This window comes from Serratia sp. YWN4 (genome assembly GCF_055790845.1).
Genome location: NZ_CM147696.1, coordinates 3922530 through 3945216, shown reverse-complemented (window position 1 = coordinate 3945216; position 22687 = coordinate 3922530). Strand labels below are relative to the sequence as shown.

General features: G+C 54.1%; 20 protein-coding genes and 2 pseudogenes. 16 read left to right on the top strand and 6 right to left on the bottom strand.

The window, feature by feature from the left end:
* Positions 1–5: 5 nt before the first annotated feature.
* The 7 genes from ispG (at position 6) to ACX9GT_RS18440 (ending at position 7460) form a co-directional block, all read left to right on the top strand.
* On the top strand, positions 6–1127 hold the full coding sequence (gene ispG, locus ACX9GT_RS18470) for a flavodoxin-dependent (E)-4-hydroxy-3-methylbut-2-enyl-diphosphate synthase (RefSeq protein ID WP_473188128.1): 1122 nt from the start codon (positions 6–8) through the stop codon (positions 1125–1127).
* A gap of 140 nt (positions 1128–1267) precedes the next feature.
* Positions 1268–2542 carry a histidine--tRNA ligase gene (gene hisS, locus ACX9GT_RS18465; protein WP_473188127.1) on the top strand — a complete coding sequence of 425 codons (1275 nt, stop codon included), beginning with the start codon at positions 1268–1270 and terminating at the stop codon, positions 2540–2542.
* Positions 2543–2555: 13 nt separating this feature from the next.
* Positions 2556–3176, top strand: a complete 621-nt coding sequence (locus ACX9GT_RS18460; protein ID WP_473188126.1) for a YfgM family protein — start codon at positions 2556–2558, stop codon at positions 3174–3176.
* Between the two features lie 11 nt (positions 3177–3187).
* On the top strand, positions 3188–4369 hold the full coding sequence (gene bamB / locus ACX9GT_RS18455; protein ID WP_473188125.1) for an outer membrane protein assembly factor BamB: 1182 nt from the start codon (positions 3188–3190) through the stop codon (positions 4367–4369).
* A 200-nt stretch (positions 4370–4569) separates the two neighbouring features.
* Complete coding sequence (gene der / locus ACX9GT_RS18450; RefSeq protein WP_473188124.1) at positions 4570–6060, top strand: ribosome biogenesis GTPase Der; 1491 nt, start codon at positions 4570–4572, stop codon at positions 6058–6060.
* A 202-nt stretch (positions 6061–6262) separates the two neighbouring features.
* The gene (locus ACX9GT_RS18445) at positions 6263–7219 is read left to right on the top strand and encodes an AEC family transporter (protein ID WP_473188123.1); all 957 of its coding nucleotides are present in this window, start codon (positions 6263–6265) and stop codon (positions 7217–7219) included.
* A gap of 16 nt (positions 7220–7235) precedes the next feature.
* Complete coding sequence (locus tag ACX9GT_RS18440; RefSeq protein ID WP_473188122.1) at positions 7236–7460, top strand: zinc ribbon domain-containing protein; 225 nt, start codon at positions 7236–7238, stop codon at positions 7458–7460.
* 8 nt (positions 7461–7468) lie between these two features.
* Here ACX9GT_RS18440 and ACX9GT_RS18435 read toward each other — a convergent pair whose 3' ends face one another.
* Positions 7469–8551 (bottom strand): LacI family DNA-binding transcriptional regulator, encoded by a 1083-nt coding sequence (locus tag ACX9GT_RS18435; RefSeq protein ID WP_473188121.1) that lies wholly within the window; start codon positions 8549–8551, stop codon positions 7469–7471.
* A gap of 350 nt (positions 8552–8901) precedes the next feature.
* Between ACX9GT_RS18435 and ACX9GT_RS18430 the strand changes: the two genes are divergently transcribed.
* Both ACX9GT_RS18430 and ACX9GT_RS18425 read left to right on the top strand, forming a co-directional pair.
* Positions 8902–10209: an MFS transporter gene (locus tag ACX9GT_RS18430; protein ID WP_473188120.1), complete on the top strand. Its 1308-nt coding sequence runs from the start codon at positions 8902–8904 to the stop codon at positions 10207–10209.
* 11 nt (positions 10210–10220) lie between these two features.
* The gene (locus ACX9GT_RS18425; protein WP_473188119.1) at positions 10221–12587 is read left to right on the top strand and encodes a glycoside hydrolase family 31 protein; all 2367 of its coding nucleotides are present in this window, start codon (positions 10221–10223) and stop codon (positions 12585–12587) included.
* Positions 12588–12781: 194 nt separating this feature from the next.
* Here ACX9GT_RS18425 and xseA read toward each other — a convergent pair whose 3' ends face one another.
* Positions 12782–14158, bottom strand: a complete 1377-nt coding sequence (gene xseA / locus ACX9GT_RS18420; RefSeq protein WP_473188118.1) for an exodeoxyribonuclease VII large subunit — start codon at positions 14156–14158, stop codon at positions 12782–12784.
* Positions 14159–14327: 169 nt separating this feature from the next.
* Between xseA and guaB the strand changes: the two genes are divergently transcribed.
* From guaB to ACX9GT_RS18405, 3 genes and pseudogenes are all read left to right on the top strand, one after another.
* Positions 14328–15791, top strand: coding sequence for an IMP dehydrogenase (gene guaB, locus ACX9GT_RS18415; protein ID WP_473188117.1), 1464 nt, complete (start codon positions 14328–14330; stop codon positions 15789–15791).
* A gap of 100 nt (positions 15792–15891) precedes the next feature.
* Positions 15892–17469 (top strand): glutamine-hydrolyzing GMP synthase, encoded by a 1578-nt coding sequence (gene guaA / locus ACX9GT_RS18410; protein WP_473188116.1) that lies wholly within the window; start codon positions 15892–15894, stop codon positions 17467–17469.
* A 168-nt stretch (positions 17470–17637) separates the two neighbouring features.
* Positions 17638–17799 (top strand): annotated as a pseudogene (locus ACX9GT_RS18405) (Arm DNA-binding domain-containing protein); the annotation flags it as partial.
* An 80-nt stretch (positions 17800–17879) separates the two neighbouring features.
* On the opposite strand, the pseudogene ACX9GT_RS18400 reads toward ACX9GT_RS18405, so the two are convergent.
* Positions 17880–17989: pseudogene (locus ACX9GT_RS18400) on the bottom strand (IS5/IS1182 family transposase); the annotation flags it as partial.
* A 61-nt stretch (positions 17990–18050) separates the two neighbouring features.
* Between ACX9GT_RS18400 and ACX9GT_RS18395 the strand changes: the two are divergent.
* Positions 18051–18347, top strand: coding sequence for a type II toxin-antitoxin system RelE/ParE family toxin (locus ACX9GT_RS18395; RefSeq protein ID WP_473188115.1), 297 nt, complete (start codon positions 18051–18053; stop codon positions 18345–18347).
* Between the two features lie 3 nt (positions 18348–18350).
* Positions 18351–18641, top strand: a complete 291-nt coding sequence (locus ACX9GT_RS18390; RefSeq protein WP_431225399.1) for an addiction module antidote protein — start codon at positions 18351–18353, stop codon at positions 18639–18641.
* A gap of 239 nt (positions 18642–18880) precedes the next feature.
* On the opposite strand, the gene ACX9GT_RS18385 is transcribed toward ACX9GT_RS18390, so the two are convergent.
* Together ACX9GT_RS18385 and ACX9GT_RS18380 are read right to left on the bottom strand one after the other, a co-directional pair.
* Positions 18881–20140 carry a type II toxin-antitoxin system HipA family toxin gene (locus tag ACX9GT_RS18385; protein ID WP_473188114.1) on the bottom strand — a complete coding sequence of 420 codons (1260 nt, stop codon included), beginning with the start codon at positions 20138–20140 and terminating at the stop codon, positions 18881–18883.
* Positions 20133–20450: a helix-turn-helix domain-containing protein gene (locus ACX9GT_RS18380; RefSeq protein WP_473188113.1), complete on the bottom strand. Its 318-nt coding sequence runs from the start codon at positions 20448–20450 to the stop codon at positions 20133–20135. The genes ACX9GT_RS18385 and ACX9GT_RS18380 overlap by 8 nt, the downstream gene beginning before the upstream one ends.
* A gap of 272 nt (positions 20451–20722) precedes the next feature.
* Here ACX9GT_RS18380 and vapB point away from each other — a divergent pair, with 272 nt between their 5' ends.
* Together vapB and vapC are read left to right on the top strand one after the other, a co-directional pair.
* Positions 20723–20953, top strand: coding sequence for a type II toxin-antitoxin system VapB family antitoxin (gene vapB, locus ACX9GT_RS18375; RefSeq protein WP_473191635.1), 231 nt, complete (start codon positions 20723–20725; stop codon positions 20951–20953).
* Positions 20953–21357 carry a type II toxin-antitoxin system tRNA(fMet)-specific endonuclease VapC gene (vapC, locus tag ACX9GT_RS18370; RefSeq protein WP_473188112.1) on the top strand — a complete coding sequence of 135 codons (405 nt, stop codon included), beginning with the start codon at positions 20953–20955 and terminating at the stop codon, positions 21355–21357. The genes vapB and vapC overlap by 1 nt, the downstream gene beginning before the upstream one ends.
* 55 nt (positions 21358–21412) lie before the next feature.
* Here vapC and ACX9GT_RS18365 read toward each other — a convergent pair whose 3' ends face one another.
* Positions 21413–22621, bottom strand: coding sequence for an IS256 family transposase (locus ACX9GT_RS18365; RefSeq protein WP_473187481.1), 1209 nt, complete (start codon positions 22619–22621; stop codon positions 21413–21415).
* Positions 22622–22687: the final 66 nt, after the last annotated feature.

The window sequence follows — 22687 nt, the reverse complement described above, 5'->3', positions numbered from 1 at the left end:
AAGTGATGCATAACCAAGCACCCATTAACCGCCGCAAATCAACACGTATTTACGTCGGCAAGGTGCCTATTGGCGATGGCGCACCGATTGCCGTGCAGTCGATGACCAACACACGTACCACCGATGTTGCAGCGACGGTGAATCAAATCAAAGCGTTGGAGCGGGTGGGTGTCGACATCGTCCGCGTCTCCGTTCCTACCATGGACGCCGCTGAAGCATTCCGGCTGATCAAGCAACAGGTTAATGTGCCGCTGGTGGCCGATATCCATTTCGATTACCGCATCGCGTTGCAGGTTGCCGAATACGGCGTGGATTGCCTGCGCATCAACCCTGGCAACATTGGTAACGAATCCCGTATCCGCTCGGTGGTTGACTGCGCGCGCGATAAAAATATCCCCATCCGCATTGGTGTCAACGGCGGTTCGCTGGAAAAAGATATTCAGGAAAAGTACGGCGAACCTACGCCGGAAGCACTGCTGGAATCGGCAATGCGCCACGTCGACATCCTCGATCGTCTGAACTTTGATCAGTTCAAGGTGAGCGTAAAGGCGTCTGACGTCTTCCTGGCGGTGCAATCTTACCGTTTGCTGGCCGCACGTATCGACCAACCGTTGCATCTGGGCATTACCGAAGCTGGTGGCGCGCGCAGCGGTTCCGTGAAGTCGGCGATTGGCCTGGGCATGCTGTTGTCGGAAGGCATTGGCGATACCTTGCGTATCTCGCTGGCCGCCGATCCGATAGAAGAAGTGAAAGTCGGTTTTGATATTCTGAAGTCGCTGCGCATCCGCGCACGCGGTATCAATTTTATCGCTTGCCCAACCTGTTCACGTCAGGAATTTGACGTGATCGGCACCGTCAACGCGCTGGAACAGCGCCTGGAAGATATCATCACGCCGATGGATGTTTCCATTATCGGTTGCGTGGTGAACGGGCCGGGTGAAGCGCTGGTGTCTACCTTAGGCGTAACCGGTGGGCACAATAAGAGCGGTTTTTACGAAGACGGCGTGCGTCAGAAAGAGCGTTTTGACAACGAGCAGATGATTGACCAACTGGAAGCGAAGATTCGCGCCAAAGCGGCGATGCTGGATCAATCCAATCGTATTGCGATCAATCTGCTGGAAAAGTAAGCAATAAAGTCGGTGTAGCGGGCATTTAGGCCCGCTTTTTGATGAGCCCTGTGGGCTTAAAAGCGTATCCACATTGAACCGTGGGTGGCAAAGTCCCTATAATCGGGTTCATTTTTATATAAAACGGACAGAGAACTCACGTGGCAAAAAACATTCAAGCCATTCGCGGCATGAACGATTACCTGCCGGAAGACACGGCATTATGGCAGCGAATTGAAGGCACTCTTAAGCAGGTGCTGAGCGGCTACGGTTACAGCGAAATCCGCTTGCCGATTGTAGAGCAGACCCCGTTATTTAAACGCGCCATTGGTGAAGTGACCGATGTCGTAGAAAAAGAGATGTATACCTTTGAGGATCGCAATGGCGAAAGCCTGACGCTGCGCCCGGAAGGGACGGCTGGCTGCGTTCGCGCCGGTATCGAACATGGTCTGCTGTACAATCAAGAGCAGCGTCTGTGGTACATCGGCCCGATGTTCCGCTATGAGCGTCCACAAAAAGGTCGTTATCGCCAGTTTCATCAGTTAGGGGCCGAAGTTTTTGGCTTGCAAGGGCCGGATATTGATGCAGAGCTCATCCTGCTGAGCGCCCGCTGGTGGAAAGCGCTGGGTATTGCCGAGCACGTCAAGCTGGAACTGAACTCAATTGGTTCGTTGGCAGCGCGTGCCAACTACCGTGATGCGCTGGTCGCTTTTCTGGAACAGCATCAGGAAAAGCTGGATGAAGACTGCAAACGCCGCATGTACAGCAACCCGTTGCGCGTATTGGACTCCAAAAATCCCGAGGTGCAGGCCCTGCTGAACGATGCGCCGCGCCTTTCCGATCATCTGGATGAAGAGTCCAGAGAGCACTTCAATGGCTTATGTGAACTTTTGACGCTGGCAGGTATCCCATATACCGTCAACGAACGTCTGGTTCGTGGTCTGGATTATTACAACCGCACGGTATTTGAGTGGGTGACCACCAGTCTTGGCGCGCAAGGCACCGTGTGTGCCGGTGGCCGCTACGACGGCCTGGTTGAGCAACTGGGCGGGCGTGCTACACCTGCCGTAGGTTTTGCCATGGGGTTGGAGCGTCTGGTGTTGCTGGTTCAGGCCGTTAATCCAGACTTCAAAGCTCCGGCCACCATTGATGTTTATGTTATCTCTTCCGGTGCAGGCGCGCAGAGTGCCGCTATGCAACTGGCAGAAAGCGTGCGTGATGCCGCACCGCAGATTAAATTGATGACCAACTATGGCGGCGGTAACTTTAAGAAGCAGATCACCCGGGCAGACAAATGGGGCGCTCGCATTGCCCTGATCCTGGGTGAAAATGAAGTTACGGCACAGCAGGTGGTGGTTAAAGACCTGCGCAGTGGTGAACAAGAAACGCTGGCGCAAAGCGAAGTCGCAACGCGTCTGGCCTTGATGTTAGGTTAAGGAGAAGGACACCGTGGAAGTCTATACCACTGAAAACGAACAACTTGATGCCGTGCGTAATTTCTTTATCGAAAACGGTAAAGCATTGGCCGTGGGCGTTGTGCTCGGTATTGGTGCCCTGCTGGGTTGGCGTTATTGGCAGAGCCACCAAAACGCCAACATGATGGCGGCTTCGGATGCTTACCAACAGGCCAGCGAACAGCTTGTAGCCGGAAAAGCGGATGACGTGGCTGCGGCTGAGAAATTTATCCAGGCCAACAGCAATAACTATGGCGTACTGGCAGCGTTGCAGTTGGCTAAGCACTTTGTTGAACAAAACGATTTCGCGAAAGCAGAACAGCAATTGGTGATGGCGCAGAGCCAGGCCAAAGATGAAAGCCTGCTGGCGATGATTAACCTGCGTCTGGCGCGTGTTCAGTTGCAGGAGAAAAAGCTGGATGAAGCGCTGAAAACGCTGGATGGTGTGAAAGGTGAAGGCTGGTTGGCCATGGTGCAAGACGTTCGCGGTGATGTACTGCTGGCGAAAGGCGATACCCAAGGTGCCCGTGATGCTTACAGTAAAGGCATCGAATCCAATGCTTCTCAGGCGCTTGCAGGGCTGATGCGCATGAAATTGAATAACTTGTCCAGCTAAGGGGAATTCCCATGCAATTGCGTAAAACACTCTTGGTCGGGCTGGTTTCCGTTGCCTTGCTGAGTGGTTGCTCGCTGTTTAGCAGCGAAGAAGACGTGGTTACCATGTCGCCGCTGCCAACAGTTGAAAATCAATTCACGCCAAATAAAGTGTGGAGCACGTCGGTCGGCGACGGTATCGGTGAATATTATTCCCACCTGCGCCCGGCGTTCCAGGACGGCACTGTGTATGCGGCCGATCGCCGTGGCATCGTGAAAGCGATGGATCTGCTGGAGGGCAAAGAGAAGTGGTCGGTCGATCTTTCAGAAAAGACCCGTTTCTTCTCCAGCAACCAACCGGCATTGCTGTCTGGTGGCCTGACGGTTTCTGGTTCCAACGTGTTCGTTGGTAGCGAGAAAGCGATCGTTTATGCGCTGAATACCGCAGACGGTAAAGTGACGTGGCAGACCAAAGTGGCGGGTGAGGCCATTTCCCGTCCGGTGGTTGCCGACGGCATGGTGCTGATCCATACCACTAACGGCCAGTTGCAGGCATTGAATGAGTCTGACGGTGCCATTAAGTGGACGGTCAACCTGGATATTCCTTCGTTGTCGCTGCGTGGTGAATCTGCGCCTGCTGTCGCGTTTGGTGCTGCGATTGTCGGTGGTGATAACGGCCGCGTCAGCGCCGTGCTGATGCAGCAGGGCCAGTTGATCTGGCAACAGCGTGTTACCCAGCCGAGCGGTGCGACCGAAATCGATCGCCTGAACGATGTGGATACCACCCCGGTGATTGTTGATAACGTGGTGTACGCATTGGGTTACAATGGTAACCTGACGGCGCTGGATCTGCGTTCTGGCCAGATCGTATGGAAGCGTGAGATGGGCTCAGTGAACGATTTCATTGTTGACGCTGGCCGTATCTACCTGGTTGATCAGGACGATCGTGTTGTGGCAATGAACACCGAAGGCGGTGCCAGCCTGTGGACTCAGAGCGATCTGTTACACCGTAATCTGACCGCACCAGCGCTGTATAATGGCTATCTGGTGGTTGGGGATGCCGAAGGTTACCTGCACTGGATCAACACGACCGATGGCCGTTTTGTGGCTCAGCAGAAAGTGGATAGCTCCGGCTTCCTGTCTGCACCGGTGGTCGCTGGCGATAAGCTGCTGATCCAGGCGCGCGGCGGTAAAGTTTACGCTTTCACCCGCTAACGTACCGGTTTGTCTACCCAATAAATTTCAAGCTGTAGCCAGGTGGTAAGCGAGTGTAGCCAACAGTACCGCAGCTTGAAAGAGTAAGGGGATAACGGCTCCTGATGTTCAGGGGCCGTTTCGTGTTTTTAAAACGACGCTGTCGCTGTCTATTGCGCGGCGTGGTTACGCATTGATTATCAAGTAATGAGGCTTCAACCATGATACCTGTCGTCGCGCTGGTCGGGCGCCCGAATGTGGGTAAATCCACCTTGTTTAACCGTTTAACACAGACGCGCGATGCGCTGGTGGCGGATTTCCCCGGGCTAACGCGAGACCGCAAGTATGGTCGTGCTGAAGTTGAGGGCAACGAATTTATTATCGTCGATACCGGGGGTATTGACGGCACGGAAGACGGTGTAGAAACCCGTATGGCGGGCCAATCGCTGCTGGCGATTGAGGAAGCGGACATTGTTCTGTTTATGGTGGATGCCCGTGCCGGGTTGATGCCTGCCGATCAGGGCATTGCCCAGCATCTGCGCAGCCGTCAAAAGGCCACTTTCCTGGTGGCTAACAAAACCGACGGTATGGATCCTGATACCGCCACCGCCGATTTCTATTCGCTGGGGCTGGGTGAAGTGTATGCGATCGCCGCTTCCCATGGGCGCGGTGTGGCACAGTTGATCGAACACGTGCTGGTGCCGTTCCTGCCAGAAAAGCCAGAAGAAGCAGAGCTGACCGAAGAAGAGGCTAACGCCGCTTATTGGGCGGAACAAGACGATGAAATGGCGGAAGACGGCGAAGGCGAAGAGCTGGAAGACGACTTCAACCCGCGGGATTTGCCGATCAAACTGGCGATTGTTGGCCGCCCTAACGTGGGTAAGTCCACACTGACTAACCGCATCCTCGGCGAGGAGCGTGTGGTGGTGTATGACATGCCGGGCACCACCCGTGACAGCATCTATATCCCGATGGTACGTGATGAACGCGAATATGTGCTGATCGATACCGCCGGGGTGCGTAAGCGTGGCAAAGTTACTGAAACCGTAGAAAAATTCTCGGTAATCAAAACGTTGCAGGCGATCGAAGACGCCAACGTCGTGCTGCTGGTGATCGACGCTCGTGAAGGCATTTCCGATCAGGATCTCTCGTTGCTAGGCTTTATTCTCAATAGTGGGCGCTCACTGGTGATTGCGGTCAACAAGTGGGATGGCATGAGCGAGGAAGATCGCGAGCATGTGAAAGAGATGCTCGATCTGCGCCTGGGCTTTGTCGATTTCGCGCGCGTGCACTTTATCTCTGCGCTGCACGGCAGCGGCGTTGGCAATCTGTTCGAGTCCGTATTGGAGGCTTACGACTGTTCGACCCGTCGTGTTAATACCTCGATGCTCACCAAGATCATGCAGATGGCCGCCGATGACCATCAGCCGCCGTTGGTGCGTGGTCGCCGCGTGAAGCTGAAATATGCCCATGCCGGTGGTTATAACCCGCCAATCGTGGTGATCCACGGTAACCAGGTGGCCGATCTGTCGGATTCGTACAAGCGTTACCTGATGAACTATTTCCGTCGTTCATTGAACGTGATGGGTACGCCGATCCGCATTCAGTTCAAAGAAGGGGATAACCCGTTTGCTGGCAAGCGCAATACCTTGACCCCGAATCAGATGCGTAAGCGTAAGCGCTTGATGAGCCATTTGAAGAAGTCAAAATAACAGCAACAAGGGCGTGGTAATGATACCGCGCCCCATTTTTATCTGCCTGAAAACGTTTTATTATCCCGGTATTATTGCCATCCTGCACGCCTAGCGGTAACCAATCCCCTCTCCCTCGGGGAGAGGGCTAGGGTGAGGGGATTAGGCATGGTATGCGTAAGTAAACGATGTTAGCCCCGACCGGCATTAGCGAAGGAACCTCATGTCCTGGGAAACCTGGAGTTTTGCATTCAACGTCACCGTCCCGAATCTGCTGATGATGCTGTTGGGGATCGTGCTGCGTCACACGCGGCTGATGGACGATCGTTTTATCGATGGTGCCAGCAAGCTGGTGTTCAACCTGGCTCTGCCCTGCCTGTTGTTTTTCAGCATTGCTACCAATCATCCGCAACTGCGGGATAACTTTCCGCTGGTGATTTATGGCGCGTTGGGCACTCTGGTTACCTTCTTATTGCTGGAAATAGCGGCCAAGTGGTTGGTGAAAGAACCCCGAGAGCGCGGTGTGTTTGTGCAGGGTGGCTTTCGTGCCAACACCGCGATCGTTGGCCTGGCCTATGCGATGACCGCCTACGGGGAGGAGGGCGTGGCCATCGGCTCGTTGTATCTGACCGTCACGGTGATCCTGTTTAATGTGTTGTCGGTGATTACCCTGACGCGTAGCCTACAGGGCGGGCAGGGCAAGAAGATCAAGCGCCTGTCGTTGCTGCGCAGTATTGTTACCAATCCGCTGATTATCGGCTTGCTGAGTGGCTTGGCCTATGCGCAAACCGGGTTGGGTATCCCGCAGGTGTTCAAACAGACCGGCAGCTATATCTCCGGGCTTTCGCTGCCGTTGGCGCTGCTGTGTACCGGTGCCAGCCTCGATTTACGCGCCATGTTCCGCTCGTCCAACGTCGCGGCGCTAGCGTCATCCGCTAAGCTGTTTCTGGTGCCGATGCTGATGACGTTGGGGGGATGGCTATTTGGTTTCCACGGTGCTGCGCTGGGGATCATCTTCCTGTTCTCGGCGACGCCGACGGCATCGGGCAGCTATGTTATGACCCGCGCGATGGGCGGCAATGCCACGTTGGCTGCCAATATTATTGCCATCACCACCGTGGGCTCATTTTTTACCACTGCGTTGGGGATTTATCTCCTGCGCTCGTGGGGCGTGATTTAACCTGAGGGAAAGAAAGATGGACGCACCTTGCCCTGATTGTGCTCAGCCGATGAGCTGGGTGAATGGTCACTATCACTGTGATACCTGCAACAGTAACTACCGGCAGCTTGCTGAGTGCCCCGACTGCGGGCAACCATTGCAGGAGTTGAAAGCCTGCGGCGCGGTGGATTATCTGTGCCAACATGGTCACGGACTGATCTCTAAAAAGCGCGTCAAGTTCAGTTATCAACCGCTTTCATAGCACCAGGCTTACACATCATAAAGGCGGTGATCGTGAGTGCTTACCGCCGGTGTCACTTTATTAGGGCTGATGCGCTTAACCGAAGCCCGCACCACCAACCGCCCGCACAGCAGCATATTGCACGGCGGCGCGTCCGGCCGCAGCATACGGCGCTGCAATAACCCAATGGCTTCCATCCCCAACTCATCGCGCGGTACGTGCACCGAGGTGAGTGGCACATCGTGAATTTCCGCCAGATTAAAACCGTCGGTGCTCATCACCGAAATATCCCCCGGCACGCTAAGTTGCAGTTTCTTCAGGGCGTTTACTGCGCCAACGGCCATATAGTCGCCGCCGATCAGGATGGCGCTGGGCAAGCGTGCCCTATCGTCAATGCTGTTGATAAAGGTGGTGAGTGCCTGCTCGGCCTCTTGGCTGCCAAAACCGGAGGTGGTGATCAGGTGCTGACCATCGTCGAAGGGAATATTATGCCGCACATAGGCCTGCCGGATGCCCGCCAGACGCAGCTCCATAGTGTTACGGCGCAGGCATTGCAGGTTGAGGATGCGGCTATGGCCTTGCTGGAACAGATAATTGGCGGAATATTCACCAATCAGTTGGTGATCGGGTGAAACGCTGTCCAGCCGCATCTGGCGATCCGTACAGTTAATCAGCACGCAGGGTTTATTCAGATCGGCCGCCAGCGTATGGATATGCTCGTCATCAATACCGATGATCAGCGCCGCTTCGGTTTGCGGATCGCTCATTTTTTCCATAAACAGTGCGCTGTCACTGTGGGTTTCTTCCAGCCCGCAGTAACGGATCCGCACTTCATGCTGTGCCAGAGCGGCAGTGATCCCCTGAATCACCTTGTAATAGAAGATATCGGTACGCACGTCGAAGGCGCGCTGTGGTGCAAACACCATCACATTGTTCAGCATCAGCCTACCGCTGGAAAGGCCTTGCAGAATGCCGTTCTGCTGTGCGCACTCCAACACCCGTTGCCGTGCTGCTTGGCTGGTATTGGCTTTCCCTGCCAACACGCGGGAAACGGTACTGATAGAAAGGCCGGTTTGGCGGGCAATTTCCTGTATTTTCAGCTTTCCGTTCATTCTGTGATCTCCTTCAAATTCGCCTGTGAGAATATTTTCACCGTATTTTCTGGCTTGTGAGCAGCTTCCGTCTGCCATTATGGCGATATTTTAACTTATCGATGAAAATTTTTGCAAAAAACGTCATTTCGCTCCCTCGCTTCACTGGTTAGTCTGCTTTGGCACACCAATTTTATCGATTTATCAGGCCAATTTATTGGGCTGGATTACAAGTAAAACAAATTAAATCATAGGGTTGTCATAATGGCGACGTTGTATTTGTGAGTGTTATCACAAGAGTTCGCTGTTAACACTTCCGATAGCAAAATGTGCTCTACCAAAAAGGTGCATCGTCACCACGGAGATTCGAGATGAGCGTAGAAATCGAACAAACTGCTGCGCGCAGCAGCGCCCGTAAATTTAAATCGTTGCGCTGGTGGATGCTGGCGCTATTCCTGTTGGGGGTGACGGTTAACTACATTACCCGTAACTCACTGGGGATTCTGGCGCCGGAACTGAAAACCAGCCTCAACATGACCACTGAGCAATATTCCTGGGTGGTAGCCTCGTTCCAGCTAGCTTATACCGTATTTCAGCCGATCTGCGGCTGGCTGATTGACGTTATCGGCCTGAAAATGGGCTTCCTGATCTGCGCCAGTATCTGGGCAGTGGTTTGTATGATGCACGCCGGGGCAGGCACTTGGCTGCAACTGGCGATCCTGCGTTTCTTCATGGGGGGAGCGGAAGCGGCCGCCACACCGGGCAACGCCAAAGCGATTTCCGACTGGTTCCCGAAAAAGGAACGGCCGATTGCCGCCGGTTGGGCGGGTGTCGGTTTCTCCATCGGTGCGATGCTGGCCCCGCCGATCATCGTCATTGCTCACGTTTCCTTTGGCTGGCAAGGGGCGTTCTTGTTCTCCGGCGCATTGGCGCTGGTGTGGGTGGTTCTGTGGTGGGTGTTTTACCATTCACCTAAAGATCACCCGAATCTGAGCCAGAAAGAATTTGATTTGATTCATGAAGATAACGAACCGGTGCTACCAAAGCTGCCGTTCTTCAAATCGCTGGCGATCCTGTGCAGAAACAAAAAATTCTACGGTATCGCTATCCCGGCGTTTCTGGCTGAACCGGCCTGGGCGGTATTCAGCTTCTGGGTTCCCCTCTATCTGGCTACTGAACGCGGCATGGATCTCAAGCAGATCGCCATGTTTGCCTGGTTGCCGTTTCTGGCGGCAGATATCGGTAGCGTTGCCAGTGGTTATCTCACCACGCTGTATCGCAAATGGTTTGGCTGTTCACGGGTGAACTCGGTGGTGGCAAGTTCGGTCACCGGGGCGTTCATGATGGTATCGCTGGCGTTTGTGGCGATCACTAAAGATCCCTATATCGCTATCGCTTTGATCTCCGTTGGCGGCTTTGGTCACCAGGTGATCTCCTGCATGTTGAGCGCACTGGTGGTGGAATCGTTCGATAAAAACCAGATGGCGACGGTTAACGGCATGCGCGGTTCCAGCGCCTGGATCGCCAGCTTCCTGTTTACGCTGCTGATCGGTGCGGTTTCCGACACCGTTGGCTTCAACCCGCTGTTCGTCGCCATGGGCTTCTTCGATTTGATCGGTGCCATGTTCCTGATTGGCCTGATCGCTGAACGCGGTAAGAAATCATCACCTACTGTTTAAGCTGGATATCTATGAAAACGTTAAAGAATTGGACATTGGCGGGGCAATACGCCGATCACATTGAGTTGCTGGTGGATGAGCGGCACCTGTTCCGCCTCTACGTCTTGGAAAACTCACTGTTCCGTGTGCTGATTAAACGTAATGGTGAGTTGGCGTTGAACCGCACCTGGAGTATTGCCCCGGAAGGGGATGTTCCGTGGGAAGGACGGGATCGCCTCAGCGTGGCCGGTTTTGGCCTGCCCGGTTATCAATTGCAACGCCATGGGGAAAGTTTGACGCTGAGCACCCCGCAACTGCGGGTAACGGTGCATCAACCGCTGTGGCTGGAGTGGGAATACTGTAGCGCAGAGGGTGAATGGCAGCCGCTGGCGGCGGATCGCCCCACCAGTGCTTATCTGCTCAATGCGCATGGCGACGGGGTGGCGCATTATCAGCGCCGCTTTGCCAGCGAGCGTTACTATGGCTTGGGGGAAAAGACTGGCGATCTGGAACGCAGCGGCCGCCGTTTTGAGATGCGTAATCTGGATGCGATGGGCTACAACGCCGCCAGTACCGATCCGCTCTACAAGCATATTCCGTTTACCATTACGCGCCGGGCAGACGTCAGCTTTGGGCTGTTTTACGATAATTTGAGCAGTTGCTGGTTGGATCTCGGCAATGAGATCGACAACTACCATCTGGCCTACCGCCGTTATCAGGCCGAGGCGGGGGATCTGGATTATTATCTGTTCCTCGGGCCAAAAGTGTTGGATGTCACCAAGGCGTTTGTCCGCCTGACGGGTAAAACGCACTTCGGGCCGAAATGGAGCCTGGGCTACAGCGGTTCCACCATGCATTACACCGATGCACCGGACGCCCAGCAGCAGTTGCAGCAGTTTATCCAACTGTGCAGGCAACACGATATTCCCTGTGATTCGTTCCAGCTCTCTTCCGGTTACACCTCGATTGGCAATAAACGCTACGTGTTCAACTGGAACTACGACAAAGTGCCGCAGCCTAAACAGCTCAGTAAAGCCTTTCACGATGCCGGGCTGAAGCTGGCGGCGAATATCAAGCCTTGCCTGTTGCAGGATCACCCACAGTATCAGCAGGTGGCAGAGCAGGGGTTGTTTATCCGTGATTCCGAGAGCAACAGCCCGGAGCGCTCAAGTTTCTGGGATGATGAGGGTTCGCACCTCGATTTCACCAACCCGGCCACGGTGCGCTGGTGGCAACAGGGCGTTACCGAGCAACTGCTGGCTATGGGCATTGATGCCACCTGGAATGACAACAACGAATATGAAGTCTGGGACGGCGAAGCGCGTTGCCACGGTTTTGGTCAGCCGATCGCCATCAAGCATATCCGCCCGGTGATGCCGTTGCTGATGATGCGCGCCTCGCTGGAGGCCCAGCAACGTTTTGCGCCGCATTTGCGCCCTTACCTGATCTCCCGTTCCGGCTGTGCAGGTATGCAGCGCTATGTGCAAACCTGGAGCGGTGATAACCGCACCAGTTGGCAGACCCTGCGCTACAACACCCGTATGGGATTGGGCATGAGTCTTTCGGGGTTGTTTAACGTCGGGCATGACGTCGGCGGTTTTTCCGGTGATAAACCAGATGCCGAGCTGTTTGTGCGCTGGGTACAGAATGGCGTGATGCATCCGCGTTTTACCATCCATTCATGGAATGATGACGCGACCGTCAACGAACCTTGGATGTATCCGGCCGCCACGCCGATGATCCGCGAAGCGATCAACCTGCGTTATCGCCTGATGCCTTACTTCTACACCTTGCTATGGCTGGCGAGCACCGATGATGAACCGATGCTGCGGCCAACCTTCCTCGATCACGAGCATGATGAACGAACCTGGCGCGAAACCGATGACTTCCTGATTGGCCGCGACTTGCTGGTGGCCAGCGTGGTAGAGCAGGGGCAGCGTCAGCGTGAGGTTTATCTGCCGGACAACGGCGATGGCTGGTACTGCTTCTACAGCGGCCAGTGGTACAGCGGCGGCCAGACTATTGTGTTGGATGCTCCGTTGGAACGTTTACCACTGCTGGTGCGTGCCGGTGCTGCGTTGCCGCTGTCGCAACGCTTGGGCCATGTGGATATCGCCGCAGACGATCGCCGTGAATTGCAATTATTCCCCACCAAAGGCTGTGGGCGATCTGCCGGGCTGTTGTTTGAAGATGATGGTGAAAGCTATGGTTGGCAGCAGGATAACGCGCTGTGGTTACTCTGGCAGGCGGTGAGCGATAACGCGCGTATTGAGCTGACTATCACTACCGAAGGGCACTTTAAACCGGCCTGGAAAACGCTGGATATCACGCTACCCGCCGGTGAAACCCGCGAGCTATGGGTGAATGGGTTGTGCTGTAATAGTTATGCGTTGAGTTAAATATGATGCCAAAGGCCTGACGAACTTGGCCGCCATTGAACCGATCCCCAAGGGCTTACTTTATATTGCTCTTGGGGATAATTTTTTGCTTTCGATTTGAATACTGCCGACTACGACATTCTCTTTCATATTGTGGCTGTATCCGGCAAAAGAGCGGGATACAGCCCAGTTTTACTACCGCAAGATCAAAGCCACTACTCCGCCGCACGCTGCTTGCGCGCTTTTTTCGCCACGGTGATGGTTTTTACTTCGCTTTCCACCCAGCCATCTTGCAGGCGGGTCTTCAGCATTTCCCCGATCTGCGCCTGCTTGGTGGTTTTCAACAGTTCGCCGCGCGGCGTTTGTGTCACGCTATAACCGCGCGCCAGAGTGGCTAATGGGCTGACGGCTTCCAACTGACTGCAAGCCACGCCAAAACGCTGGCGATAGCCGTTGAGCTGCCGTTCCAGCCCTTGTTGCAAGCGGTATTCTTGCTGTTGCAGGCGCTGCTGCAAACGGTGGATCCGGCCCATTGGCTGAACTTGACCCAAACGTTGCTGAATGCGTTCACTGCGGCGTGAGGAGAGCCGCAATTGCTGCTGCATTCCCTCTTCCAGGCGGCGTTGTAGCTTGAACAACAGCGTTTGCTGCCGCGCCAGGCGCAAGTGTGGATGCTGCTGTTGCAGACGGTGGTTGATACGGGTGAACTGCTGTTGCCGCTGCGCCAGATAATAATCCATCGCCATTTCCAGCCGCTGCTGCTGCGACTGTAATTGGCGCAACAGCTCAAGCTGGTTGCGGCTGATCAGCTCGGCGGCAGCGGAAGGCGTCGGCGCGCGCAGATCGGCAACGAAATCGGCGATGGTAACGTCGGTTTCATGGCCGATGGCGCTGACGATCGGAATATGGCTGGCGAAAATCGCCCGCGCCACGCGTTCGTCGTTAAAGCTCCACAAGTCTTCTAGCGAACCCCCGCCACGGCCGACGATCAGCACATCACACTCATCACGGCGGTTGGCGGTTTCGATGGCGCGCACGATCTGCAACGGCGCTTCTGCACCCTGCACAGAAGTAGGATAAATCACGATCGGCAGGGAAGGATCGCGCCGTTGCAATACTTGCAGAATGTCATGCAGCGCCGCACCGCTGGCGGAAGTGATCACACCGACGCATTGGGCAGGGCTAGGGAGCGGTTGCTTGAACTGCTGATCGAACAACCCTTCGGCGGCCAGACGCTGCTTCAACTGTTCGAATTGCTGTTGCAGCAGGCCATCACCGGCGGGTTGCATGCTTTCGGCAATCAGCTGATAGTCGCCACGTGGTTCATACAGCGTGATGCTGGCGCGTACCAAAACCTGCTGGCCATTTTGCGGGCGGAAGGTGGTGCGGCGGTTGCTGTTGCGGAACATCGCACAACGCACCTGCGCACGATCGTCTTTCAGCGTGAAATACCAGTGGCCGGAAGAGGGTTGGGAGAAGTTGGAGATCTCGGCAGAGAGCCAAATCTGCCCCATTTCCATTTCCAACAGCTGTCGGACCGTCTGATTCAGGCGGCTTACGGTAAAAATGGACGGTGAAGTAGGTAGCGACATGTGACCCAGATCAAATTTCAAAACAAGCACTTAATTGGTCGATACTACAGCGCCGTAACAAGTAATCAAGAGTTTTTGTGAGAAAGTGCTGGAGGCAATCGATTACGCCCTGTAGAATGCCACGGCAATATTTTATCCTTTCCGCATCCACCTTGGTGAGATATTGCCCATGCTACGTATCGCTAAAGAAGCTCTAACGTTTGACGACGTTCTCCTGGTTCCAGCCCACTCCACAGTTCTGCCTAATACCGCAGATCTTGGCACCCAACTGACCAAATCTATCCGCCTGAATATCCCTATGCTGTCCGCAGCCATGGATACCGTCACCGAATCCGGCCTGGCGATTGCGCTGGCGCAGGAAGGCGGCCTGGGCTTCATTCACAAAAACATGTCTATCGAGCGCCAGGCGGAAGAAGTTCGCCGGGTGAAGAAACATGAAAGCGGCGTGGTCACGGATCCACAAACCGTTACGCCTTGCACCACGCTGGCCGAAGTCAAAGAACTGACCGCCCGTAACGGTTTTGCCGGTTACCCGGTAGTGGCCGAAGACAACGAACTGGTGGGGATCATTACCGGTCGTGACGTGCGTTTTGTCACCGATCTGAACCAGCCGGTCACTGCGGTGATGACGCCGAAAGAGCGCTTGGTTACCGTCAAGGAAGGCGAAGCGCGTGAAGTTGTGCTGCAAAAAATGCACGAAAAACGCGTTGAGAAAGCGCTGGTGGTGGATGATAACTTCCATCTGATCGGCATGATCACCGTAAAAGACTTCCAGAAAGCCGAACGTAAACCTAACGCCTGTAAAGACGAACACGGTCGCCTGCGTGTTGGCGCGGCGGTAGGGGCCGGGGCCGGTAATGAAGAACGTGTTGATGCGCTGGTGGCTGCCGGTGTTGACGTGCTGCTGATTGACTCTTCGCACGGCCATTCCGAAGGTGTGTTACAGCGCATTCGTGAAACCCGTGCCAAATACCCGGATCTGCAAATCCTTGGCGGCAACGTTGCTACTGCATCGGGTGCCAAAGCCTTGGTGGAAGCCGGTGTCAGCGCGGTGAAAGTGGGGATTGGCCCAGGTTCTATCTGTACCACCCGTATCGTGACCGGCGTTGGCGTGCCGCAGATCACCGCGATTGCCGATGCAGTAGAAGCGCTGGAAGGCACCGGGATCCCGGTGATCGCCGATGGTGGCATCCGCTTCTCGGGTGATATCGCCAAAGCGATTGCTGCTGGCGCATCCTGCGTAATGGTGGGTTCGATGCTGGCCGGTACGGAAGAATCTCCGGGCGAAATTGAGCTGTATCAGGGCCGTTCGTTCAAATCTTACCGCGGCATGGGTTCTCTGGGCGCGATGTCCAAAGGCTCTTCAGACCGTTACTTCCAGACCGATAACGCCGCTGATAAACTGGTGCCTGAAGGTATTGAAGGCCGCGTGGCTTACAAAGGCATGCTGAAAGCCATCGTGCACCAGCAGATGGGTGGCCTGCGCTCCTGCATGGGCTTGACCGGTTGCGGCACCATTGATGAACTGCGTACCAAGGCTGAATTTGTGCGTATCAGCAGTGCCGGTATTCAAGAAAGCCACGTGCATGACGTGACCATTACTAAAGAGTCACCAAACTACCGTATGGGCTAATGTTTTGTTCTCTCCCTAGGGAGAGGAGTGGGTGAGGGGAAATCCTTCACCCCAAATACATTTTTTTGCATTTTTTCTTTGTTGCTGGAATTTGCCTCACATGTCAAAAAATATTCATAAGCATCGCATCCTCATTCTGGACTTTGGTTCGCAATATACCCAACTGGTTGCCCGCCGCGTGCGTGAGATCGGCGTTTACTGCGAACTGTGGGCCTGGGACGTCAGCGAAGAGCAGATCCGCGAATTCAACCCAAGCGGCATTATTCTTTCCGGTGGCCCGGAAAGCACCACCGAGCACAACAGCCCGCGCGCGCCAGAATACGTCTTCACCGCCGGTGTACCGGTATTGGGCGTGTGCTACGGCATGCAGACCATGGCGATGCAGTTGGGTGGCCAGGTTCAAGGCTCCAACGAGCGTGAGTTCGGCTATGCGCAGGTAGAAATCACCACCAAAAGCGCGCTGGTGCGCGACATTGAAGACGCCGTCAGCCCGGCGGGCAAACCGCTACTGGATGTGTGGATGAGCCACGGTGACAAAGTGACCGCCATCCCGGCCGATTTCGTGACCGTAGCCAGCACCGATACCTGCCCGTTCGCCATTATGGCTAACGAAGAAAAACGCTTCTATGGCGTGCAGTTCCACCCGGAAGTGACGCATACCCGCCAGGGCCAGCGCATGCTGGAGCGCTTCGTGTTGGACATTTGTGGCTGTGAGGCCCTGTGGACGCCAGCCACCATCATCGAAGACGCCATTGAGCGGCTGCGTGAGCAGATAGGTGAAGATCACGTGATCCTCGGCCTGTCCGGCGGCGTGGATTCATCCGTTACCGCGATGCTGTTGCACCGCGCGATCGGCAAACGCCTGACCTGCGTGTTTGTCGACAACGGCCTGCTGCGCCTGAACGAAGCCGGTCAGGTGCTGGAAATGTTCGGCGATCACTTCGGCCTGAACATTGTGCACGTTGCGGCAGAGAACCGCTTCCTGAGCGCGCTGGCGGGGGTTGATGAGCCAGAAGCCAAGCGTAAAATCATTGGCCGCGTATTTGTCGAAGTATTCGACGAAGAAGCCTGCAAGCAAAGCGAAGTGAAATGGCTGGCGCAGGGCACTATCTACCCGGACGTGATCGAATCCGCCGCTTCTGCTACTGGCAAAGCACACGTGATTAAATCGCATCACAACGTGGGTGGCCTGCCGAAAGAGATGAAGCTGGGCCTAGTTGAACCGCTGAAAGAGTTGTTCAAAGACGAAGTGCGCAAGATCGGTTTGGAACTGGGCCTGCCGTACGACATGCTGTATCGTCATCCGTTCCCAGGGCCCGGTTTGGGCGTGCGCGTGCTGGGCGAAGTGAAGAAAGAGTACTGCGACCTGCTGCGCCGTGCCGATGCGATCTTCATCGAAGAGCTGCACAAAGCGGATTTGTACAACAAGGTCAGCCAGGCGTTCACCGTGTTCCTGCCGGTGCGTTCCGTCGGCGTGATGGGCGATGGCCGTAAATACGATTGGGTCGTTTCACTGCGTGCGGTAGAAACCATCGACTTTATGACCGCGCACTGGGCGCACTTGCCGTACGAGTTCCTCGGCCGCGTGTCCAACCGCATCATCAACGAAGTGAACGGCATTTCCCGCGTGGTTTATGATATCAGCGGTAAGCCGCCAGCGACGATTGAGTGGGAATAAGTCTTTAGCGTCTTCTGAAGGCCATTAATGCCTTAAAAAGCCAGTTGAATCAATTGATTGACTGGCTTTTTTTGTTTTCTGAAGGCTGCTGAGTTCCATGCTATTCTCTTGATTTTTACCGTTCAGCGCAACGGTAAAAATATAACGGGCTATCAGAAGGGAAACAGTATGCTGACTGAAACGAAACTGAGATCTTTGAAACCAGGCGATAAGGTCTACAAAGTGGCTGATCGTGACGGGCATGTCACCGTTTCTAAGTCGGGCCTCATCACTTTCAGGTACGACTACAAAATCAATGAGCGTCGTGAAACGCTGACAATGGGTAAGTACCCGGCTATTTTTACGACGGATATGTAATTGAGGGACACAGCCTGGCTCGCGTTTGAACCTGTTCACGATCTTTTGGAAAGCTAAGTGAATTGCAAGGTGGTGTTGAGTTTTCATTCGCAGTTTTCCAGAATTGTAGACATTTCTTAATCCAGGCAAATGAACGCTCCACGACCCAGCGTTGAGGCATCACTTAGAATCTCCCAAATACAATTTTTTTGATATTTTGTAATCGTTCGATTACAATGATTCCTATGTATACGATAAAAACCACTCACAAATTCACCGAATGGTTGTCCAGCATCAAGGACGGTATGACCAAGCGTCGCCTTGCGCGACGCATCGAAAAGGCCCAGTTCGGGAACCTTGGCGACTGTAAGCCTGTCGGTGAAGGAGTATGGGAAATGCGTGAACACTTTGGTGCTGGATGGCGTATGTACTATATCCAGCGTGGAACCGTATTGATTGTGATGCTGGGCGGTGGAGATAAATCCTCGCAGTCGAAAGACATCGCTGAAGCCATTGCCCTTGCTGCAACCCTTAAGGAGTGAACCATGAAAATTTCCAACCTGCCCGAATTCGATGTTACGGAATACCTGGACAGCCCCGAGGCACTTGCCGAATACCTGACCATTGTGATGGAAGAAAATGACCCCGCTGCATTGGCCCAGGCTCTCGGTACAATTGCCCGTGCCCGTGGAATGAGCGACATTGCCAACGCATCCGGGATTTCCCGTGAAGCGCTCTACAAAGCATTGCGCCCGGATGCCCATCCGCGATTCGACACTATTAACCGTGTCTGTGCTGCTCTTGGGGTTAAGCTGGTTGCCCAGGCAACTCACTGAACATCATTCAGTAGGGGTAAAATCGGGAGAGAGTCGTTGCCACGAAGTGGTTTTTTCCTGCTATGGTAGATTTGACGGTATTAATATTTTTAGTTAGTTTAAACTGATTAAAAATCAATTTGTTGCATGAACTTTCAACTATCGAGTGGGAGTGAGTTAACGTCTGGCACAACTACGTACAACCCCCCGTTTAAGTCCGCATAATTGCGGGCTTTTTTGTTTCTGCAACCGGTGTAACCCTAGCGCAGCAGAGCAAGGTTTTGATCGATGCGGCCTTGGATCATGTGCAGAGTGTCTCGGGTGATAACCTGTGGAAGCCGGTTATCGGCGATCGTGGCAAACTGACCTGCGACATCGCAAGTGCGGTCAATGATGCGGTTTGCGGCCTCCGCTGAAACCTCGGCCTCTTCAGCAAGTTGGAGCATCGCTGAGCTGCCGATCGCCAATGCCTCACCCATCACGTCCATCTGGTGGTACCCAGAGGGCCCCTCGCAGAAAGTCACGTCGTAAGCTGGTGCCAGCTTCCACTCGCCGGTTGGTGACATGAGGTAGGCGAAGTTCTTGGGGTGATCGTCCCGATTGTTGAACGCGACATTGAACACGGCGCGTTCGAAGGCTAATGCCTTCTCGCGCACGTCGTTGGTGCACATCTGCGTCGCACGCAGGAAGTTAACGTAGTCCAAAACTCCCGAAACCTGGTAGTCGGCACCGGTAAAAGCAGCGAGGCTTTGCATGGGGACGCGTAGATCGTTTTGGCGGTCAAAGCGTTTACTGGCGAACGCTGCCATTCCTTTTGGCAGACTGAAATATTGCGTGTCCGGGGTTTGGATGCCACACATACGCAAACATTCGGCATAGACCATTTCGATAGCGCACACTTCTGCATGTTCCTCTTTGGCCGGGAACTTGACCAGCCAGGCTTCGAAGCCCGGTGTGGCAGCGGTTGTAAATTTTCCGGTTTGAGGATCGCGATAGATCAAAGCCTTTGGTCTGGCACCTTGAGGCGAGCCCCCCACCTGCAACAAACGCTGTAGGAATGCCCCATCGTTACCATGGAGCACCTCCTGCACTTCGGCGGCAAGCAGGTCGAGTGGGATATGCACTTGCGATTCCTGCCCCTCGGGTACCACAGGCTCGAACGACAGAGCACCCATAGCATTGCTGCCAATGTAAGTCAGCCGTTCCAAGGGGCCGATGCGTGCAGTGGTGAGCCCGCGGCGCCGGAACAATCGGTCCATCAATAGCATGCCCCAACCGTCAGGCAACGAGTCATAGACCGGCCCTGGCAGGCCCAACTGGTGGGACGGGAAGCCTCGGCGCAACTGAGTTCCTTCTAGCGGCAGGGTGTAGGACGATAGCTCCAAGCCCCTTTGCCTTGCCTCATTGCTGTACTCAAACATAATCTGCGGGCGGCCGGTGAGGGCTGTCGTAGACATCAGCGTGCCCCAGAGCCATCGTTCACCCCAACCTTCGTAGTACACACTCACTTGCTCAACCATTGTTGGGTTTCCTCTTACTACGGTGACGATTGGCACTGTTTTCGTAGCGGCGAATATCTTCGAGGCTTTCTAACTTAGGCAGGAACAGACCTTCGAGTTCCTTGGTTCTGCCAAGAACCATCGCCACGCGGATCACGTTCTCGAACCCGACATTGCGCCCTGCCTCCAGGTTGGAAACGGTATTGGTGCCGATGCCAGCGCGGCCAGCCACATCCGCTTGAGTCATCTGCTGCGCCAACCGCTCCGTGCGCAGGCGTTCGCATAATCGCTTGACGATTTCACTCGGTTTGCTGAAGCCTAAATCCAACATATTGTGAGAACCTATCAAATAAAGCGAGTTAATACCCAAAATTATAGAATTAACTAGAAATCTGAGCAAGTTCCATAATTCTCTTAATTAGTGTTTAAACTCGGAAAACGAATTTAAAGCATGATTTATTGGATTTATCCAGAAAAGAGAAACTCCATCAGATTCAATCCGTAATGCTGTAACTCATTTATTCTAGATGTATATCCCATTGACATATCCCTTGATTTCCCTATGCTGATGATCGGTACAAAACATCACCACAGGGGGTAATGATGGAGAAAACGACGGTGTTTAAAAGCAACCGCAGCCAGGCGGTACGCTTGCCAAAAGCAGTGGCCTTACCTGAGGATGTCAAACATGTGGACATCGTTGCGGTTGGCCGGGCGCGTATTATTACGCCAGCGGGCGAGGGGTGGGACAGTTGGTTTGATGGCGATAGTGTGACACCAGATTTTATGGTGGCGCGTGAACAGCCGGGAGAACAGGATAGGGAAGCGTTCTGATGCTCAAATACATGCTGGATACCAATATCTGTATCTACACAATTAAAAACAAGCCTCAGGCGGTACGTGAAGCATTTAATCAGCACTATGGCCGCATGTGTATCAGTTCTGTAACGCTGATGGAGCTAATCTACGGCGCGGAGAAATCCAGCAACCCAGAGAAGAACCTGAGGGTGGTGGAAGGTTTTACCGCCAGGCTTGAGGTGCTGAGCTATGGTAATGATGCCGCCATCCATACCGGGCAGGTGCGCGCCGAACTGGCGAAGGTTGGTACGCCCGTTGGCCCGTATGACTGCATGATTGCGGCTCATGCCCGCTCGCAGGGGTTTATTTTGGTAACCAATAACACACGTGAGTTTGTTCGCATCAATGGCCTGCGTCTTGAGGACTGGAGCCTTTACTGAACCCCTGGTTGCGATTCAGGGAGCCTGTCCATAATTCTGTGTAACTGCCAACGTATTAAAGGTGACCGTCTAAGCGGTCACCGAATTCGATAATAAAACGACTCATCGCCAACCGCCAGTTCTTGATCGGCATACTCCATTTTTTCGACGCCGCCTGGATCGCCAGATAAATCACTTTTCTCACCGAGTCATCTGTCGGGAACACTTTACGCTTTTTAATCGCCTGCCGGATCACGCTGTTCAGCGACTCGATTGCGTTGGTCGTGTAGATCGCCTTGCGGATATCCGCTGGATAGCCGAAGAACGTGTTGAGATTTTCCCAGTGAGTACGCCAGCTTTTGCTGATTTGCGGGTATTTCTCATCCCAGACGCCTGCGAACTTGTCCAGCGCCATCAGGGCCGCCTCCTCTGTCGGGGCCTGGTACACTGTTTTCAACCCGCTGGTGACCGCTTTGTAGTCTTTCCACGACACGTACTTCAGGCTGTTGCGTACCATGTGGATAATGCACAGTTGGATGTGGGTTTGCGGATAGACGCTGTTTATCGCATCGGGGAAGCCTTTCAGGCCATCGACGCAGGCAATCAGGATATCCTGAAGACCCCGATTTTTCAGCTCAGTCAATACGTTGAGCCAAAACTTCGCCCCTTCATTTTCTGCCAGCCACATACCCAGAAGTTCTTTCTGACCCTCGGTGTTGATGCCCAGGGCAAGGAACACGGCCTTGTTGATGACGCTGCCATTTTGACGCACCTTCACCACGATACAGTCAAGGTAAACAATGGGATACAGTGAGTCCAGTGGCCGGTTTTGCCACTCGGTAACCTGCTCTTTAACGGCATCGGTGACTTTGGATATCAGCGTGGGTGACACGTCGGCATCGTACATCTCCTTGAACGTGGAGACGATTTCCCTCGTCGTCATCCCTTTGGCATATAAGGATAAAATCTGGCTGTCCATCTGCGTGATACGCGTCTGGTTTTTCTTTATCAGTTGGGGCTCAAAGGAGCCTTCACGGTCACGGGGTGTATTCAGCTCGAACTCACCATCATCAGTGAGCAGCGTTTTAGACGAGTAACCGTTACGGGCATTCGAGCCTTTTTTAGGGGTGTTTTTTTCATGGCCGAGGTGGTCAGTCAGCTCGGCATTCAAGGCGGTTTCGACGGTGAGCTTGGTCAACATACGAGAAAACGCATTGAGATCGGCTTCGGTTTTAATGCCTTTGGCCAGCTCAGCAGCGAGTGCCTTAAGTTTCTTTTCGTCCATAATTTGCCTGTCTCCATTGTCAGGAAGAACATATCAAAAACAGGCAATTACACAAATTAAATTACA

Coding starts and splice junctions, on each gene's coding strand:
- ACX9GT_RS18445 (WP_473188123.1), top strand. CDS start 6,263: ATGTCCTGGGAAACCTGGAGTTTTGCATTCAACGTCACCGTCCCGAAT.
- xseA (WP_473188118.1), bottom strand. CDS start 14,158: ATGTCGCTACCTACTTCACCGTCCATTTTTACCGTAAGCCGCCTGAAT.
- guaA (WP_473188116.1), top strand. CDS start 15,892: ATGTCAAAAAATATTCATAAGCATCGCATCCTCATTCTGGACTTTGGT.
- ispG (WP_473188128.1), top strand. CDS start 6: ATGCATAACCAAGCACCCATTAACCGCCGCAAATCAACACGTATTTAC.
- bamB (WP_473188125.1), top strand. CDS start 3,188: ATGCAATTGCGTAAAACACTCTTGGTCGGGCTGGTTTCCGTTGCCTTG.
- ACX9GT_RS18390 (WP_431225399.1), top strand. CDS start 18,351: ATGAAAATTTCCAACCTGCCCGAATTCGATGTTACGGAATACCTGGAC.
- ACX9GT_RS18425 (WP_473188119.1), top strand. CDS start 10,221: ATGAAAACGTTAAAGAATTGGACATTGGCGGGGCAATACGCCGATCAC.
- ACX9GT_RS18385 (WP_473188114.1), bottom strand. CDS start 20,140: ATGGTTGAGCAAGTGAGTGTGTACTACGAAGGTTGGGGTGAACGATGG.
- ACX9GT_RS18430 (WP_473188120.1), top strand. CDS start 8,902: ATGAGCGTAGAAATCGAACAAACTGCTGCGCGCAGCAGCGCCCGTAAA.
- vapB (WP_473191635.1), top strand. CDS start 20,723: ATGGAGAAAACGACGGTGTTTAAAAGCAACCGCAGCCAGGCGGTACGC.
- ACX9GT_RS18365 (WP_473187481.1), bottom strand. CDS start 22,621: ATGGACGAAAAGAAACTTAAGGCACTCGCTGCTGAGCTGGCCAAAGGC.
- der (WP_473188124.1), top strand. CDS start 4,570: ATGATACCTGTCGTCGCGCTGGTCGGGCGCCCGAATGTGGGTAAATCC.
- guaB (WP_473188117.1), top strand. CDS start 14,328: ATGCTACGTATCGCTAAAGAAGCTCTAACGTTTGACGACGTTCTCCTG.
- ACX9GT_RS18435 (WP_473188121.1), bottom strand. CDS start 8,551: ATGAACGGAAAGCTGAAAATACAGGAAATTGCCCGCCAAACCGGCCTT.
- ACX9GT_RS18380 (WP_473188113.1), bottom strand. CDS start 20,450: ATGTTGGATTTAGGCTTCAGCAAACCGAGTGAAATCGTCAAGCGATTA.
- ACX9GT_RS18395 (WP_473188115.1), top strand. CDS start 18,051: ATGTATACGATAAAAACCACTCACAAATTCACCGAATGGTTGTCCAGC.
- vapC (WP_473188112.1), top strand. CDS start 20,953: ATGCTCAAATACATGCTGGATACCAATATCTGTATCTACACAATTAAA.
- ACX9GT_RS18440 (WP_473188122.1), top strand. CDS start 7,236: ATGGACGCACCTTGCCCTGATTGTGCTCAGCCGATGAGCTGGGTGAAT.